Source organism: Pseudomonas sp. TNT2022 ID642 (assembly GCF_028656995.1).
GTDB lineage: Bacteria > Pseudomonadota > Gammaproteobacteria > Pseudomonadales > Pseudomonadaceae > Aquipseudomonas.
Genome location: NZ_JAMDGW010000033.1, coordinates 105942 through 122485 on the forward strand (window position 1 = coordinate 105942; position 16544 = coordinate 122485).

The window sequence follows — 16544 nt, forward strand, 5'->3', positions numbered from 1 at the left end:
TGGCACTGCGCTTTGACGGGGCTCACTTAAAATAGGGGCGTTTTGCTCAACTTCAAGTCATACAAGGAAGAAGTTAGTCGTTGATTTAATGGGTAAAGCGGGGGCAAAAGCAATGGGCGAGTGAAATAGTGCTTTCTGCTACCATGGCGTTTCTGTTACTTCAGGTGTTCGATCATGGCATTTCGCCCTCTTACGGCCAGAGCACCCGCCGTTTTGCTACGCGAAGCCAAGCCGCTCAAAGCCATCCTCGGCCATGCCCAGCGATTGGGGCATTTGCAACGCCTGCTCGAAAGCCAACTGCAACCTGCCGCCCGTGAACATTGCCATGTAGCGTCGTGGCGTGAGGGCAGTCTGTTGCTGATTGTCACCGATGGCCACTGGGCCACACGTCTGCGTTACCAGCAAAAACGCTTGCAGCGGCAATTGCAGATGTTTGACGAGTTCGCCAGTCTGACGCGGATTCTGTTCAAGGTGCAGCCGCCGACGGTTCAACGTGGCGCGGCCGGGCACACGATGGATTTGTCCACGGATGCCGCGGCGACGATTCAGGCCACGGCGGACGGGATCACTGATCCGGGGTTGCGCGCGGCGCTGGAGCGTCTGGCGGCGCACGCCAAGGCCAAAACCTGAAGAAGAAACAAAAGATCGCAGCCTGCGGCAGCTCCTACAGATGAAACGCAATTCTCCTGTAGGAGTTGCCGCAGGCTGCGATCTTTGCTTTTAGCGGCGTTTGCTGCCTCCGAGTAATGAGCCCATCAAGCCGCGCACCAATTGCTTACCGAGGTTATTGGCAGCCTGGCGCATCGCCGACTTCAGCGCCTGCCCGGCTGCCGTCCCGAGAAACTCCCCTGCCCTGTCTGCCAGGCTAGGCTCTTCAACGGCCGGTTTGCCTGCGGGTGCCTCGGCTTCAGGCGCCAGGCCTTTACGCCCCATGAGAATTTCATACGCCGACTCCCGATCGATCGGCTTGTCATAGCGGCCTTTGAACGGCGAGCCCGCGATCAGCAGCGTACGCTCGGTCTCGGTCAACGGCCCGATTCGCGATTGCGGCGGTGCGACCAGTACGCGCTGGACCATCTCCGGCGTGCCTTTTTCGGTCAGCGTACCGACCAAGGCCTCGCCAATCCCCAGTTCAGTCAACACCGACAAACTGTCGAACGCCGGATTCGGCCGGAAGCCGTCCGCCACCGCACGGAGGGATTTCTGCTCTTTGGCAGTGAAGGCGCGCAAACCATGCTGGATGCGCAGGCCAAGTTGCGCCAGCACGTCATCGGGCAAATCCGCCGGCGACTGTGTGACGAAATACACGCCAACACCTTTGGAACGAATCAAGCGCACCACTTGCTCCAGCCGCTCCTGCAAGGCCTTGGGCGTATCGCCAAAGAGCAAATGCGCCTCGTCGAAAAACAGCGCCAGCAGCGGTTTGTCGGCATCGCCGCGCTCCGGCAACTGCTCAAACAGCTCAGCCAGCAGCCACAACAGGAACGTTGCGTAGACCTTCGGCGCCTCGTGCACCAGGCGACTGGCGTCGAGCAAGTGAATACGCCCACGGCCGTCGGCGGTCGGTTGCAGAATGTCTTCGAGTTGCAGCGCCGGTTCGCCAAACAAGGCTTCGGCGCCCTGCTGCTCGAGGATCGCCAAGCGGCGCAACAGCGCCTGACTGGAGCCGGTGGTCATCAGCGCCGCGTCATCGCCCAATAGCTGCGGATTGTCCTTGAGGTGATTGAGCAGCGCTTTCAGATCCTTCAGATCAAGCAGCAACAAACCTTCACGATCTGCGACCTTAAAGGCTGCGTACAGCGCCGACTGCTGACTGTCGGTCAACTCCAGCAGGCTGCCGATCAGCAGCGGCCCCATTTCGCTCAGCGTGGTGCGCAATGGATGACCGGACTCACCGTGGATATCCCACAAGGTCACCGGATACGCCTGTGGCTTGTGGTTTAGCCACGACATCCCGGCGATACGCTCGGCGACCTTGCCTTGCGGGTTGCCGGCCGCACCGAGGCCACACAGATCGCCCTTGATGTCCGCGGCAAACACCGCGACCCCGGCGTCACTGAACGCCTCGGCCAAACGCTGCAAAGTGACGGTTTTACCGGTACCGGTGGCGCCCGCGACCAGTCCGTGGCGGTTCGCCAGGCGCATGGCCTGAGCTATCTGCTGGCCTGCGAGATCGGCGCCGATTACGAGTTGCGAGGAGTCAGGCATTTTGTCACCCAATGGTTAATCTTTGATTACGCATGGCCGATACAGAAGAGTGAGAGACCCGACCATAAGTCAGGCCGGACATTTCCCTAAGGAGAGACGGAAATATCAGCTTACTTTCACCCTTGCCCATTTTGCGCGCTTCTATAAAAGCACGCCCTGGACATTAAGACCTTAGCGGAACCCCAAGCCATGAACAAAAATCTGCGCTTCAGCCATAAAATTTTGCTTGCCGCCGCCCTCATCGTCATCGCTGCCTTCGCCTCGTTTACGCTGTACAACGACTGGTTGCAGCGCAATGCGATCCGCGATGACCTGAACAACTACCTCAACGAGATGGGCGAGGTCACCGCCGGCAATATCCAGACCTGGCTCAGCGGCCGCATTCTGCTGATCGAGAACGCCGCCCAGAACATCGCTATCAATCCCGAACCTGCCAACGTCGCCAGCCTGCTGGAACAGAAAGCCCTGACGTCGACGTTCATGGCGTCCTACCTCGGTGATGCCACCGGCCACTTCACCATCCGCCCGGATGCGAAGATGCCGGACGGTTTCGATCCACGGGTGCGCCCTTGGTATAAAGGTGCCGAAAGCAGCAGCACCTCGACCCTGACCGAACCGTACATCGACGCCGCCACCGGCCAGTTGATCATTTCCATCGCCACCGCCTCGAAAAAGGCCGGTCAGAGCGTCGGTGTGGTCGGCGGCGACCTGAGCCTGCAATCGCTGGTCGATACCCTCGCCGCCCGGGATTTCGACGGCATGGGTTATGTGTTCCTGGTCAGCGCCGACGGCAAGATCCTCGTGCACCCGGACAAGGCGCTGGTGATGAAATCACTGAAAGAAGCCTATCCGCAGGACACCCCACGCATCAGCAGCGACTTCAGTGAAGTCACCGTCGACGGCAAAACCCGCATCGTCACCTTCGCGCCGATCAAAGGCCTGCCGTCGGTGAACTGGTACATCGGTCTGTCGGTGGACAAGGATCAGGCCTTCGCGATGCTCAGCGAATTCCGCACCTCGGCAGTGATCGCGACCGTGATTGCCGTGGCGATCATCATTGCCCTGCTCGGCATGCTGATCCGCCTGCTGATCCAGCCGCTGCATGTAATGACCCGCGCCATGGAAGACATTGCCGATGGCGAAGGTGATCTGACCAAACGCCTGACCATCGTCAACAACGATGAATTCGGCATCCTCGGTACCGCGTTCAACCGTTTCGTCGAGCGTATTCACGGTTCGATCCGCGAAGTGTCGTCGGCGACCGGGCAAGTCAACGAAGTCGCCCTGCGCGTGGTCGCGGCGTCGAACTCGTCGATGTACAACTCCGACCAGCAAGCCTCGCGCACCAGCAGTGTCGCTGCAGCGATCAATCAGCTTGGTGCTGCGGCGCAGGAAATCGCCCGCAATGCCGCCCAGGCTTCGAATCAGGCCAGCGACGCACGCGGTCTGGCTGAAGACGGCCAGCAGGTGGTGGATCGCAGCATTAAAGCGATGAATCAACTGTCGAGCATGCTCAGTGCTTCGAGCAGCAACATCGAGTCGCTGAACAGCAAAACCGTGAACATTGGCCAGATCCTCGAAGTGATCACCAGTATTTCCCAGCAAACCAACCTGCTGGCGCTCAACGCAGCCATTGAAGCGGCGCGCGCCGGTGAAGCCGGCCGTGGGTTTGCCGTGGTCGCGGATGAAGTGCGCAATCTGGCGCACCGCACGCAGGAATCGGCGCAACAGGTGCAAACCATGATCGAGGAGCTGCAAGTCGGCGCCCGTGAATCGGTGAGCACCATGAGCGACAGCCAGCGCCACAGTCAGGACAGCGTAGAGATTGCCAACCTCGCCGGGGAGCGCTTGAACAGCGTGACTCAGCGCATTGGCGAGATCGACGGGATGAACCAGTCGGTGGCGACCGCGACCGAGGAGCAGACGGCGGTAGTCGAGTCGATCAACGTCGATATCACCGAGATCAACACGCTGAACCAGGAAGGCGTGGAGAACCTGCAGGCGACGTTGCGGGCGTGTTCGGACCTGGAACAGCAGGCTTCGCGTCTGAAGCAGTTGGTTGGCAGCTTCCGGATCTGAAGATCAAGAGCTTCACCCCCTCACCCCAGCCCTCTCCCCCAGGGGGGCGAGGGGGAAAGGGAGCCGATCGGGGGATTTTCCAGACCTGAGTTCGACTCAGGTCTCTCAAGTCGGCTTACCTCCAACATCCTTCTCGGTCAGTCCCCTCTCCCTTAAAAGGGCGAGAGGAAAAGGAGCAGGTCTTCATTCCCCTCAAAACCTGAGTTCGACACAGGACGCTCAGGTCGGCGTATCTCCAATATCCACCTCGATCAGTCCCCTCTCCCTCCGGGAGAGGGTTAGGGTGAGGGCGCTCTTCAGCTCCACCGCGCAATCCCGACCGAACATCTATTCTTGATAAAGGTCAACCAAGGGAGAACCACGCAGCGGAGGGTTGTTCACCGTGCATATCGCCGACATCACCATGTTCTACGCCCCGGCCAGCGGTGGCGTGCGGACTTATCTGGATGCCAAACACCGGCGGCTCGGGGTCAAGCCCGGCATTCGCCACAGCCTGTTGATTCCCGGCGCGCATTTCGGCGAACACGACGGTATTTACACGGTTCCCGCCCCCGCCCTGCCCTTTGGCAAAGGTTATCGCTTTCCGCTGCGCCTGGCGCCATGGCGAAATGTCCTGCGGGATTTGCAGCCCGATCTGATTGAAGTCGGCGACCCTTACCTGACGGCCTGGGCCGCGCTGGATGCGCGACGGCAGCTGGATGTGCCGGTGATCGGTTTCTATCACTCGGATCTGCCATTGCTCGTCGGTAATCGCATGGGCCATTGGCTCACGCCAAATATCGAGGCGTATGTCACCAAGCTTTATGGCAACTTCGACCGGGTGCTCGCACCCAGTCAGGTCATGGCCAACAAGCTTACCGACCTCGGCGTACGCAATGTCTTCGTGCAGCCGCTGGGCGTCGATCTGCAGACTTTTCGCCCCAATGCCCGCGACCCGCAACTGCGCGCAGAACTGGGCATCGCCGAAGACACCCGGCTGTTGATTTTCGCCGGACGCGGTTCGAAAGAGAAAAACCTGCCGGTATTGCTCAAATGCATGCAGCGCCTTGGCCCGCGCTATCACTTGCTGCTGGTCGGTTCGTCGATGCCCGCCGCCGTACCGGACAATGTCAGCGTGTTCGATGAATTCTGCCCCGCGCCGCGCGTCGCGCAGTTGATGGCCAGTGCAGATGCATTGCTGCATGCCGGCGATCAGGAAACCTTCGGCCTGGTGATCCTCGAAGCCATGGCCTGCGGCATTCCGGTGGTGGCGGTGGCCGCTGGCGCCTTCGAAGAAATCATTACCGAGTCCTGCGGCCTGCTCTGTGCGCCGAACAACCCGCAAGCAATGGCCAATGCCGTGCGTGAACTGTTCAGTCGCGGCTGCACGAAACTTGGCGCACAGGCGCGCCAACATGTCGAAACACACTATGCGTGGGAGACGGTGGTCGAAAGCCTGCTGGGCCACTATCACGCGGTTCTCGGAGCTACGCTGCCACGGGTGGCCAATGGCTGAATCGATGGATAACCCCGCGGTCTTGTTGGTGCTGCACGATGTAGCACCTTCGACGTGGGCGGATTACCAACCGTTTATCGAGGCGGTCGACGCATTGGGCAACGTGCCGATGACGTGGCTGGTCGTACCCGACTTCCACCGGCGCAATGCCCTCGACGATCACCCGGCATTTTGCCGACGGCTCGATACGCGTATCGAACGTGGCGATGAGTTGGCGTTGCACGGTTATTTCCACGATGACCAAGAGCCCGGCCCGACAACACCGCGCGACTGGTTCATGCGCCGGGTTTACACCCATGAAGGCGAGTTCTATCGTTTGTCCCGCGAAACCGCCCTCGCCCGCCTGCACGACGGCTTCGAAGTCTTCCAGCGCCACGATTGGCCGTTGCACGGTTTCGTTGCCCCGGCGTGGTTGATGAGCGACGGCACGCGCCAGGCCCTGCGCGAGTTACCGCTGAGCTATACCAGCGATCCGCAGCATCTTTATCGCTTGCCTGATTTCACTGCGATCGATGTGCCGGGTCTGGTCTGGAGCGCCCGCAGCGCCTGGCGACGAGGTTTGTCGAAGATTGTCTGTGAGCAGCGTCAACGGCGTTGGCGTCAGGCGCCGGTGATTCGTCTAGGCTTGCACCCGGTGGACATGCGCCACCGCTTCTCCCGTGATTACTGGCTACACACCCTTGAACGCTTGTTGACCGAAGGACGCCTACCGATGACCAAAATGCACTGGCTCGCTCAACAGCGCGGTCAACGGGGGCGCGCCGCATGAGTCGCAGCATTCTGTTGCTGATCGGCCTGCTCGCGGCGGTGCTGATTCCGGTGGTGCTCGGTGGCGGCGAAACCTGGTCGCGGCTGCAACGTTTCCCGCTGCAATGGCTGTTGGTGATGTTCGGCATGATCCTGCTTTGCTGGGTGATCAATACCCTGCGTTTGCGCTTGTTACTCGGCGATCAACGCGAGCGCGTCACGCCGCTGAAGAGTCTTGGCGTGGTCATGGCCGCTGAATTCGCCTATTGCGCGACACCCGGCGGCAGCGGCGGTCCGTTGACGATCATGGCCCTACTGGCCCGATCGGGCGTTCGCCCGGCCCGGGGCAGCGCAGTGTTTGCCATGGATCAGCTGAGTGATTTGCTGTTCTTTCTCTGCGCCCTGAGCGGGATTCTGATCTATGCGCTGTTTCAGCACCTCAGCGATCGCCTGGAGTGGCTGCTGACGGTCAGCGCCGTGTCGCTGTTTGGCGGCCTGTTCAGTTGCGTCCTGGTCGCGCGTTATCACCGCGCCCTGATTCGCCTGAGCGGACGCCTGTTGGCGAGGATGAACGTCACGGCCAGCACCCGACGCCGCTGGGCGCGCAAGTTGCTGCACTTTCTCGCCGCGTTCACCGACACGTTGAAGCTGCCCTGGCAAACATTGATCAAAGTATTCGCCCTGACCTGTGTGCATTGGTTGCTGCGTTACAGCGTGCTGTATCTGGCGCTGCGTGGCTTGGGCGCCGACTTGCAGTGGGCCTGGAGTTTTCTGGTGCAGATGCTCTCGCTGGGCGCTGGCCAGTTCAGTCTGTTGCCAGGGGGTGCGGGCGCGGCGGAACTGACGTCGGCGGCGCTGCTCGCGCCGATGGTGGGTAAATCCACCGCAGCGGCGGCGATTCTGATTTGGCGGGTGGTGACGTACTACTTCTATCTCGTGGTGGGTGGTCCGGTATTTCTCTTGATGCTCGGGCGGCCGCTCTTGCTGAAATTGATGAAGGTGCCACAGACATAAAAGATCGCAGCCTTCGGCAGCTCCTACATTGAAACGCATTGCTGTAGGAGCTGCCGAAGGCTGCGATCTTTTCAGCTGTTAACGTCCCTCTCGCCGGACTCATCCTGCAACTGCTTCCACAATTGCGCGGCGTCGGGAAACTCGGTGCCGTCCTCGGGGCTCATGTCCTCGGGGTCATATCGACTCAAACAACCCTCACCCAAAGTCGCCGGTGCTTTGGAGGTGGCTTTGTCCAGTGGATCACTCATGAAGGTTTCCTCGGGGCATAAATGAACAAGGGTCCGGGCGATTGAACGCCCAGACCCTTGGTTTTTCAAGCCTGCGTGGTTTGAATCAGAACACCACAGTCTTGTTGCCGTGCACCAGCACGCGATCTTCGAGGTGATAGCGCAGGCCACGAGCCAACACCATCTTCTCGACATCACGGCCGAAACGCACCATGTCTTCGATGCTGTCACTGTGGCTGACGCGGACCACGTCCTGCTCGATGATCGGACCGGCGTCGAGCTCTTCGGTCACGTAGTGGCAGGTCGCGCCGATCAGCTTCACACCACGCAGCGACGCTTGGTGATAGGGCTTGGCGCCGACGAACGACGGCAGGAAGCTGTGGTGAATGTTGATGACCTTGTGTGCGTATTCGCGGCACATGTCCGGCGGCAGGATTTGCATGTAGCGCGCCAGCACCACCACTTCGGCATCGTGCTGTTTGACCAGGCGCGACACTTCGTCGAAGGCCGGCTGCTTGTCCTGCGGGTTGACCGGAACGTGGTAATAAGGAATGCCGTGCCATTCAACCATGCTGCGCAGGTCATCGTGGTTGGAAATCACACAGGAGATTTCACAGTCCAGTTCGTCGCTGTGCCAGCGGTGCAGCAGGTCAGCCAGGCAGTGGGATTCGCGGCTGGCCATAAGGACGACGCGCTTCTTCTGCTCGGTGTCGGTGATGCGCCAGTCCATCGAGAACTCTTCGGCGATCGGCGCGAACTTCTCGCGCAATACTTCAATACCGAAAGGCAGCGAATCGGCACGAATTTCGTGACGCATGAAAAACCAGCCCACTTGATTGTCCGAGTGATGGCTCGCTTCGGTGATCCAGCCGTTGTGGGCTGCCAGAAAATTACTGACTTTGGCAACGATGCCAACGCGGTCCGGGCAAGATATCACCAGCCGAAAAGTGCGCATGAGGGGGGAACTCCAGAACTTCGCAAAGGCCGCCATTCTAGCGGCTGCGCAGGAAAACTGCAGTATTGATCAGCACGCGCTGGAGCCAGGCCAGACGCTTCGGCTTTTCGGTGGAGTATCCGTCAACCCGATCGTGATTCCGCAGCATCGTTTGATCAGACAACTGTGAATATCTGTGATGACTGGGTCACACTATTTAACTGAATATTCAATAGAGGGCAGTTTCTCGTAACTAATTTAAATAAAAACACCGGTTAAATGTTTACTTGATGAAACAGCCTGACTATTATTGCGGCACTGTCCCCTGCCATTCAGCACTCTACTAAGGTAGTAATCATGTCCTTGATCAACGAATATCGCGCCACCGAAGAAGCTATCAAAGAGCTGCAAGCCCGTTTGAAGAACCTGTCGCAAGACGACAAACTGCAAACCGAGCTGGAATTCGAAGGCAAACTGCGCACCCTGATGGGCGAATACTCCAAGTCGCTGCGTGACATCATCGCGCTGCTGGACCCAGAGTCGAAAACCAAAGCACCACGCGGCGGCGCAGTAAAAACTACCGGCACCAAGCGTGCTCGCAAAGTTAAACAATACAAAAACCCGCACAACGGCGAAGTCATCGAAACCAAAGGTGGCAACCACAAAACTCTGAAAGAGTGGAAAGCCAAGTGGGGCGGCGACGTGGTTGAAGGCTGGGCTACCCTGCTGGGCTAAGCCGCAACGCCTTCGCAGAGCGATCCGCGAAAAAACAAACGCCAGCGAATGCTGGCGTTTTTTTATGCCCGGCATTTAAGACCGTTCATGTTCGATTTCAAAGACTCAAACGTTTGCGCAATGCCTGGACATAATTCTTCCATTCATTGAGCACTTCACTCTGCATCGGCGTGGCATTAAGCGACCATTGCTCGGCCGCCTCGGTAAAAGATTTCAAGGTATTCGGTGCGCCACATTCAGGCGCGGACAAGCGCTGCTGACAAAATAGTCTCCAGCGCTCTTGCTCTTCGAAATTCAACGTTTCGGGAAAGTTACGTGCGCGATATCGAAAGAGTAATTCAGGCAAACGTTCGTCATCGAACGGCCATTGCTCTTGCGCTAGTTGTGCCGGGTCAGCGCTCCTCACTTGCTCACATAGACGTCGGTCACGGTCACCGATAAATCCGTCGTACAACTGTTGTTCCGGATCCTCGCTCGGAATGAAATCTTCGCTGACATAAATCTCCGCTACTTTATCTTTCCAAACTTGTTGTGCGTCAGTTAGCCGCAGTGCTCGCTGTTGATACAGCGCCATGTCCAGCCCCAGACGTTGCTGATCCTGCGCACGCAAAACCGCAAGCGGCGCCACCACCGGACAACGGTTGATGTGAATCAGCTTGAGCGGCACCGGCAACTCACCTTCCAGCAAGTCGTCGCGACGCGTGTACAAACGCTGGCGCAGGGTTTGCGCGTCCAGATCGAGCAACCCCTGCGGATCGAGGTGCAGGTCGCAGACGATCAGGGCATTGCGGTTTTTCGGGTGCCAGGCCAGTGGCAGCACCACACCGACATAACTGCGCGCCGCCGAGAAACGCCCCGAGACATGCACCATGGGTTGAAACAGGCGAATCTGATCCATGACTTTTTGCTTGCTGCGCAACTGGAACAGCCAGTCATACAGTTTTGGCTGTTTCTCGCGGATCAACCGTGCCAGTGCAATGGTCGCGCGTACGTCTGACAACGCTTCGTGGGCATGCCCGTGATCGATATTGTTCGCGGCGGTCAGGCGTTCGAGCTTGAGCGTCACCCGGCCTTCGTCATCGGTGGGCCAGACCAGGCCGTCAGGACGCAGCGCATAAGCGGCGCGCACCACATCGATCAGATCCCAGCGACTGTTACCGCCCTGCCACTCCCGGGCGTACGGGTCGAAAAAATTGCGATACAGGCTGTAACGGGTCATCTCGTCGTCGAAGCGCAGCGTGTTGTAACCGGCGCCACAGGTGCCGGGAGCCGCGAGTTGGGCATGCACGCGAGTCATGAAATCAGCTTCGCTCAAGCCCTTTTCGGCGAGCTGGCTCGGGGTGATACCGGTGATCGCGCAAGCCGCCGGATGCGGCAGGATGTCTTCGCTGGGCTGGCAATAAAGATTGACCGGCTCGTCGATTTCGTTGAGCGCATGGTCGGTGCGAATCCCGGCCACCTGCAACGGGCGGTCGTTACGCGGATTGATGCCAGTGGTTTCGTAGTCGTACCAGAAGATTGAAGTCACGGGCGGTTCCTGAACTGAAGATCGGCAAAGTCTAGGCGCTCGACCGCGCTCGCGGCCAGCCTCGCGTCATTCAAACACTTCGTGCTTAACGATGTGCAATACATAGTTATGTTGTTTCCCCCCGAGAGGCTGCTAGCATCGGCCTCACTTGCCCCCCCGAACAGGCGAACATCAGGTAGCCCATGCTCGAGCCCACAGCACCGCCAAGGAAAGCACCGCTGCCGCCACCGCTGGATACGCGGCATCAGGTCGAAACGCCGGAAGGCATCGACCTGCCATTGCGTCCCGCCGGGCTGATGGTGCGTGCCGTGGCCTTCGCGATCGATCTGGGCATACGCGGCGTGATCATGGGCGTGCTGTTCATCGCTTTGGCGTTTCTCGGCAAGCTCGGCATGGGCCTCGGTTCGTTGCTGCTGTTTGCGATCAGTTGGTGGTACATGGTGCTGTTCGAAGTGCTGCGCCAGGGTCGCTCGCCGGGTAAACAATGGATGGGCCTGCGCGTGGTGCACGATGACGGCACCCCGGTTGGCTGGTCGGCGTCATTGCTGCGCAACCTGCTGCGTTTTGTCGATCTGCTGCCCTTCGGCTACTTCCTCGGCACCCTCAGTTGCCTGCACCACCCGACCTTCAAACGCCTCGGCGACATCGCTGCCGGCACACTGGTGGTCTACAGCGAACGCCCGCTGACTCGCCCGCAACTGCCTGAAGCCGAACCACGGCGTTCGCCCGTCCCCCTGACGCTCGCGGAACAACGCGCCGTGCTGGTTTTTGCCGAGCGCCAAGGTGAATTATCGTCAGCGCGGGTCAATGAACTGGCAGCACTGCTCGCCCAACCACTGCATATTTCCGCGCCCAAAGCTGTTACTGAACTCAATGGCATCGCTCGCGGTTTGTTGGGCCCGACATGAAGCAAAGCCTTTTCGAAAGTCGCCACAAGGCCGAATGGGAGCGTTTTGCGCTGGCCCTCGAACGCCTTGAGCGCGGCAAGGACACCTCGCAAGTCAGCGGTTTCCCCAAGGCTTATCGCAGGCTTTGCCAGCATCTGGCATTGGCACAGGAACGCGGCTACAGCAGTTTCCTCATTGATTCGCTGCAACAACAAGTGCTACGCGGGCATCAACAGTTGTACCGTCATCGCAGCCGCCTCGGCGCCAGTCTGCTGAGTTTCATCCTCGCCGATTTCCCCAGACTGGTGCGCGCCGAATGGCCGTTTGTGCTGGTCGCCAGCCTGCTGTTCTTCGGCAGCCTGATCGGCGTCGGCGTGTTGGTGTATGTATTTCCCGAACTGGTCTACAACCTGATCCCCGCCGATCAGGTGCGCGAGATGCAAGGCATGTACGATCCGGTCGCCGGCCACCTCGGACGCCCCGCCGAACGTGCGGCCAGTGAAGACTGGGTAATGTTCGGTTACTACGTGATGCACAACATCGGCATTGCCTTTCAGACCTTTGCCAGCGGCTTGTTGCTGGGCGTGGGCAGTGCATTCTTTCTGTTCTACAACGGCATGGTCATCGGCGCGGTCGCCGGGCATCTCAGCGAGATCGGTTTCGGCCAGACTTTCTGGTCATTCGTCATCGCCCATGGCGCCTTTGAACTCACCGCCATCGCCCTCGCCGGGGCGGCGGGCCTGGAACTCGGCTGGGCCTTGATCGCGCCCGGGCGGCTGACCCGTAGCGAAGCGCTGAAACGGGCGGCGCGCAAGAGCGTATTGCTGGTCTGCGGGGTGATGTTGTTCCTGTTGATTGCCGCGTTTATCGAAGCCTATTGGTCGTCGAAAACCAGTGTCACACTTTTGACCAAATATCTGGTCGGCGCCGGGCTTTGGACGTTGGTTGCGCTCTATCTGTCGTTCGCCGGAAGGACACGTCATGCGCCTGAGTGACGCCACCGTGGTGATCCGCCCGCGCACGACCTGGGAAGCCATGGACCTCGGCGTGCTGATGAGCCAGCAACATCGGCGTCTGCTGATGACCAGTTGGGCGATCGTCACCCTCCCGCTGTTCGCCACGCTCAGCCTGTTGCTGTGGGATTCGCCATCACTGGCGGTGTTTATCTTCTGGTGGCTGAAACCGGCGTATGAACGCCTGCCGCTGTACATCCTGTCGAAAGCGCTGTTTGGCGAAACGCCGACACTCAAGCAAGCCCTGCGCGAATGGCCGCGCCTGCTCAAACCGCAACTGCTGGCCAGCCTGACCTGGCGCCGCCTGAGTTTCAGCCGCAGTTTTCTCCTGCCGGTAGTGCAACTCGAAGGCCTCGACGGCAGCGCCCGGCAACAACGTCTGCACGTGCTGCTGCAACGCAACGCCGGCGCCGCGCAGTGGCTGACCATCATCGGCGTGCATCTGGAGACCGCGCTGTGGATCGGCCTGATGGTGCTGTTCTATATGCTGTTGCCGCAGCAGATCGAAACGGATTGGGACTGGCAATCACTGATCTTCGCAGCGGATCACGATTGGCGCTGGCTCGAACACCTGACCAATGCCTTCTATGCACTGGTGCTGGTGGTGTGGGAGCCGGTCTATGTCGCCTGCGGGTTCAGCCTTTATCTGAACCGGCGCACACAACTGGAAGCGTGGGATATCGAACTGGTGTTCCGCCGCTTGCGTCAACGTCTGAACAACAGTGTGTTGGGGCTGTTGCTGGCGGTCTGTCTGGTGCTGCCGAATCTGCCGTCGACCTGGGCGGCCGAACCGGATGACAGTCCGCAGGCACCGCGCTTGTTGAATCAACCGCTGACCAGTCAGGCCTCCCGGGACAGTATCAAGGCGCTGCTTGAACAGCCGCCCTTCAAGAACAAGGAAGTCGTCACCCGTTATCGCTTTGGCGAAGACCCGGCGAAACCTGCCGAGACGCAAACACCCGGAGAAGCACCGCAGTGGCTGAAAACACTACTGGGCTGGCTCGACGGACAACACTTGAATGTGCTGGCGAAGATCATTGAAGTGCTGTTGTGGGGCACGGTCATTGCTGCGCTGGGCTGGCTGATCTGGCGGTATCGCGAGTTTCTCCAGGCCTTTGTCAGCCGTCGTCCGCAACTGCCAGCCAAGGCAAAACGAACGTTGCCACAGCAAGCCTTCGGTCTGGACTTGAACCGCGACACCTTGCCTGACGACATCGCCGGCCATGCCGAACAACTGTGGCAAAGCCAGCCCCGTGCAGCGTTGGGCCTGCTCTATCGAGGGTTGCTCAGCCATCTGCTCCATGACTTCGATCTGAGCCTGAAACCCGCCGATACCGAACTTCAGGTGCTGGCGCACGTGGAGCAATTGCAGCGCCCTGAACTGCTCGCGTTCAGCCGCAGCCTGACCACCCACTGGCAGAACATGGCCTACGGGCATCGCGTGCCGGCGGCGCCGCTACAACAGGAATTGTGTGATGGCTGGCGTGCCTTGTTCGGCCCCGGAGCCGCCCGTTGAGTCGCCGGACACTGTGGTGGGTTGGCGCGTTGATCGCCCTGTTGCTGGGCGCGTTAAGCGTTTTCCTCTATCTCAAGGCCAAGCCTTATCAGGAAGAAGTCGATCACGGCCCTGCGCCTGCTGCGCAAGCCAATCCTTATCTGGCGGCCGAGCTGTTTTTGCGCAAACGCGGCCTCACGGTCAGCCATGCCGAAAGCCTCGCGGTGCTCCCGGACATTGATCCACGCCGTCATACATTGCTGTTGTTCAACGACCGCTCACGCATGACCCCGCGTCAGGTTGAGCAAGTGTTGAACTGGACGCGGGCCGGCGGGCGATTGGTGTTCGTCGCCGAATCGTTGTGGGATGAACAGACCAAACAGAGCAACGACTTGTTGCTCGACCGGGTGCAATTGCATCAATCCCTGAGCAAGGACCTGAAAGACTTGCCCGCCGACGTTGAGCCAGAGCGCTTCCCGAAACTGACCAAACTGTATCTGGAAGACGAAGACGCACCGGCCTACGCCGGTTTCGATACCGACTTTCACCTCGATGACCCGAAGAACCTTGCGCAAGCCTGGGCCAACAGCGCCAAGGCCACGCACATGATGCAACTGCCTTACAGCCTAGGCTCGATCACCGTGGTCACCGACGCCGAGCTGTGGAAGAACAACACCATCAGCCAATACGACAACGCCTGGCTGCTCTGGTACCTGAGCGCCGATACCGACGTCACGTTGATCTACAACACCGAGCACGACGGCCTGCTGACCTTGCTCTGGCGCTACTTCCCGCAAGCCATCGTCGCCCTGCTCGCGCTGATCGGCCTGTGGCTCTGGCACGTCGGCGTACGTCACGGCCCACTGCAATTACCCGCCCCGAGTGGACGCCGGCAATTGCAGGAACACCTGCGCGCCAGCGCCGATTTCCTGTTGCGCCACAACGGCCAGCAAGCGCTGCTGCAAGCATTGCAACAGGACGTGCTGCGCCGCGCCCGTCGCCGGCATCCTGGCTTTGATCAATTGAACGTTGCCGAACAATGGCTGGCCTTGTCGCGCCTGACCCGGCACCCCACCCGCGCTATCAGCCAGGCCCTGAGCCCGGTGCCGAACCGGCGGATCTCCAGCGCCGATTTCTGCCGCCAGGTCGCCCACCTGCAAACCTTGAGGAACACGCTATGACCGAACAGATCGAGCCCGGCAGCGCCAGCCACGCCGCCCAGCAACGCCAGCGTGCCAGCCAGTTGGCGCAAGCGGTGCGTGGTGAATTGCACAAAGCCCTGATCGGCCAGAACCAGGTGATCGACGACGTGCTGACGGCGCTTATCGCCGGTGGCCACGTGTTGCTTGAAGGCGTGCCGGGGCTGGGCAAAACCCTACTGGTGCGGGCATTGGCCCGTTGCTTTGGTGGCGAGTTCGCGCGGATTCAGTTCACCCCGGACCTGATGCCCAGCGACGTCACCGGCCACGCCGTGTACGACCTGCAAACCGAGCAGTTCAAATTGCGCAAAGGTCCGCTGTTCACGAACTTGCTGCTGGCGGACGAGATCAACCGCGCCCCGGCAAAAACCCAGGCCGCCTTGCTCGAAGCGATGCAGGAACGGCAAGTGACGCTCGAAGGTCGCGCCCTGCCCATCGCGCAACCGTTCATGGTTCTGGCCACACAGAACCCGATTGAACAGGAAGGCACCTATCCCCTGCCGGAAGCCGAGCTCGACCGCTTCATGCTCAAGGTGCGCATGGATTATCCCGATGCCGATCAGGAGTTGAACATGGTGCGTCAGGTCTGCCGTTCGACCCGCGCCGACATGCTCGATGTGCAGCCGTTGCGCACCGTGTTGCAAGCCAAGGACGTGCAAGCCTTGCAACGCATCGCCAGTGATTTGCCGCTGGACGATCAGGTGCTCGATTACGCCGTGCGCCTGGCGCGCAGCACGCGCACCTGGCCGGGGCTGACCCTTGGCGCCGGGCCGCGCGCCTCGATTGCGTTGGTACGTTGTGCGCGTGCCCGCGCTTTGCTGCGTGGCGGTGAGTTCGTAATTCCCGACGACGTCAAAGGCTGCGCACTGGCGGTGCTGCGTCATCGGGTGCGCATTGCCCCGGAGCTGGATATCGAAGGCCTGCAGGTCGATCAAGTCCTCCAGCAACTGCTCGACCAGATTCCGGCGCCGCGTCTGTGAAGT

General features: G+C 60.0%; 15 protein-coding genes and 1 pseudogene. 12 read left to right on the top strand and 4 right to left on the bottom strand.

The window, feature by feature from the left end; translation table 11 throughout:
• Positions 1–174: 174 nt before the first annotated feature.
• Positions 175–630, top strand: a complete 456-nt coding sequence (locus tag M5G26_RS25605) for a DUF721 domain-containing protein (RefSeq protein ID WP_038366691.1) — start codon at positions 175–177, stop codon at positions 628–630.
• 90 nt (positions 631–720) lie between these two features.
• Here M5G26_RS25605 and M5G26_RS25610 read toward each other — a convergent pair whose 3' ends face one another.
• Complete coding sequence (locus M5G26_RS25610) at positions 721–2208, bottom strand: helicase HerA-like domain-containing protein (RefSeq protein WP_273916806.1); 1488 nt, start codon at positions 2206–2208, stop codon at positions 721–723.
• A 189-nt stretch (positions 2209–2397) separates the two neighbouring features.
• Here M5G26_RS25610 and M5G26_RS29675 point away from each other — a divergent pair.
• From M5G26_RS29675 to M5G26_RS25630, 5 genes and pseudogenes are all read left to right on the top strand, one after another.
• Positions 2398–3429, top strand: a pseudogene (locus M5G26_RS29675) (HAMP domain-containing protein); the annotation flags it as partial.
• 93 nt (positions 3430–3522) lie between these two features.
• Positions 3523–4287 (top strand): methyl-accepting chemotaxis protein, encoded by a 765-nt coding sequence (locus M5G26_RS29680; RefSeq protein WP_371043227.1) that lies wholly within the window; start codon positions 3523–3525, stop codon positions 4285–4287.
• A gap of 403 nt (positions 4288–4690) precedes the next feature.
• Positions 4691–5782, top strand: a complete 1092-nt coding sequence (locus M5G26_RS25620; RefSeq protein WP_273916857.1) for a glycosyltransferase family 4 protein — start codon at positions 4691–4693, stop codon at positions 5780–5782.
• Complete coding sequence (locus M5G26_RS25625; protein ID WP_273916807.1) at positions 5775–6551, top strand: DUF2334 domain-containing protein; 777 nt, start codon at positions 5775–5777, stop codon at positions 6549–6551. The genes M5G26_RS25620 and M5G26_RS25625 overlap by 8 nt, the downstream gene beginning before the upstream one ends.
• Positions 6548–7543: a lysylphosphatidylglycerol synthase transmembrane domain-containing protein gene (locus tag M5G26_RS25630; protein WP_150693270.1), complete on the top strand. Its 996-nt coding sequence runs from the start codon at positions 6548–6550 to the stop codon at positions 7541–7543. The genes M5G26_RS25625 and M5G26_RS25630 overlap by 4 nt, the downstream gene beginning before the upstream one ends.
• Positions 7544–7614: 71 nt before the next feature.
• Here the strand turns inward: M5G26_RS25630 and M5G26_RS25635 are convergent, their stop codons facing one another.
• Together M5G26_RS25635 and purU are read right to left on the bottom strand one after the other, a co-directional pair.
• Complete coding sequence (locus tag M5G26_RS25635) at positions 7615–7791, bottom strand: hypothetical protein (protein WP_166674980.1); 177 nt, start codon at positions 7789–7791, stop codon at positions 7615–7617.
• A gap of 85 nt (positions 7792–7876) precedes the next feature.
• Positions 7877–8725 carry a formyltetrahydrofolate deformylase gene (purU, locus tag M5G26_RS25640; protein ID WP_007912774.1) on the bottom strand — a complete coding sequence of 283 codons (849 nt, stop codon included), beginning with the start codon at positions 8723–8725 and terminating at the stop codon, positions 7877–7879.
• Positions 8726–9061: 336 nt separating this feature from the next.
• Here purU and mvaT point away from each other — a divergent pair, with 336 nt between their 5' ends.
• Positions 9062–9439, top strand: coding sequence for a histone-like nucleoid-structuring protein MvaT (gene mvaT / locus M5G26_RS25645; protein ID WP_007933316.1), 378 nt, complete (start codon positions 9062–9064; stop codon positions 9437–9439).
• 97 nt (positions 9440–9536) lie between these two features.
• On the opposite strand, the gene sbcB is transcribed toward mvaT, so the two are convergent.
• Positions 9537–10967 carry an exodeoxyribonuclease I gene (sbcB, locus tag M5G26_RS25650; protein WP_273916809.1) on the bottom strand — a complete coding sequence of 477 codons (1431 nt, stop codon included), beginning with the start codon at positions 10965–10967 and terminating at the stop codon, positions 9537–9539.
• 182 nt (positions 10968–11149) lie between these two features.
• Between sbcB and M5G26_RS25655 the strand changes: the two genes are divergently transcribed.
• Genes M5G26_RS25655 through M5G26_RS25675 form a run of 5 tightly spaced genes read left to right on the top strand, consistent with a single transcriptional unit; the run spans position 11150 to position 16541 of the window.
• Positions 11150–11875 (top strand): RDD family protein, encoded by a 726-nt coding sequence (locus M5G26_RS25655; protein WP_134176722.1) that lies wholly within the window; start codon positions 11150–11152, stop codon positions 11873–11875.
• Positions 11872–12849, top strand: coding sequence for a stage II sporulation protein M (locus tag M5G26_RS25660; protein ID WP_273916810.1), 978 nt, complete (start codon positions 11872–11874; stop codon positions 12847–12849). The genes M5G26_RS25655 and M5G26_RS25660 overlap by 4 nt, the downstream gene beginning before the upstream one ends.
• Complete coding sequence (locus M5G26_RS25665; RefSeq protein ID WP_273916811.1) at positions 12836–14383, top strand: DUF4129 domain-containing protein; 1548 nt, start codon at positions 12836–12838, stop codon at positions 14381–14383. The genes M5G26_RS25660 and M5G26_RS25665 overlap by 14 nt, the downstream gene beginning before the upstream one ends.
• On the top strand, positions 14380–15543 hold the full coding sequence (locus tag M5G26_RS25670) for a DUF4350 domain-containing protein (protein ID WP_273916812.1): 1164 nt from the start codon (positions 14380–14382) through the stop codon (positions 15541–15543). The genes M5G26_RS25665 and M5G26_RS25670 overlap by 4 nt, the downstream gene beginning before the upstream one ends.
• Positions 15540–16541 (top strand): AAA family ATPase, encoded by a 1002-nt coding sequence (locus M5G26_RS25675; protein WP_134176718.1) that lies wholly within the window; start codon positions 15540–15542, stop codon positions 16539–16541. The genes M5G26_RS25670 and M5G26_RS25675 overlap by 4 nt, the downstream gene beginning before the upstream one ends.
• Positions 16542–16544 lie beyond the last annotated feature (3 nt).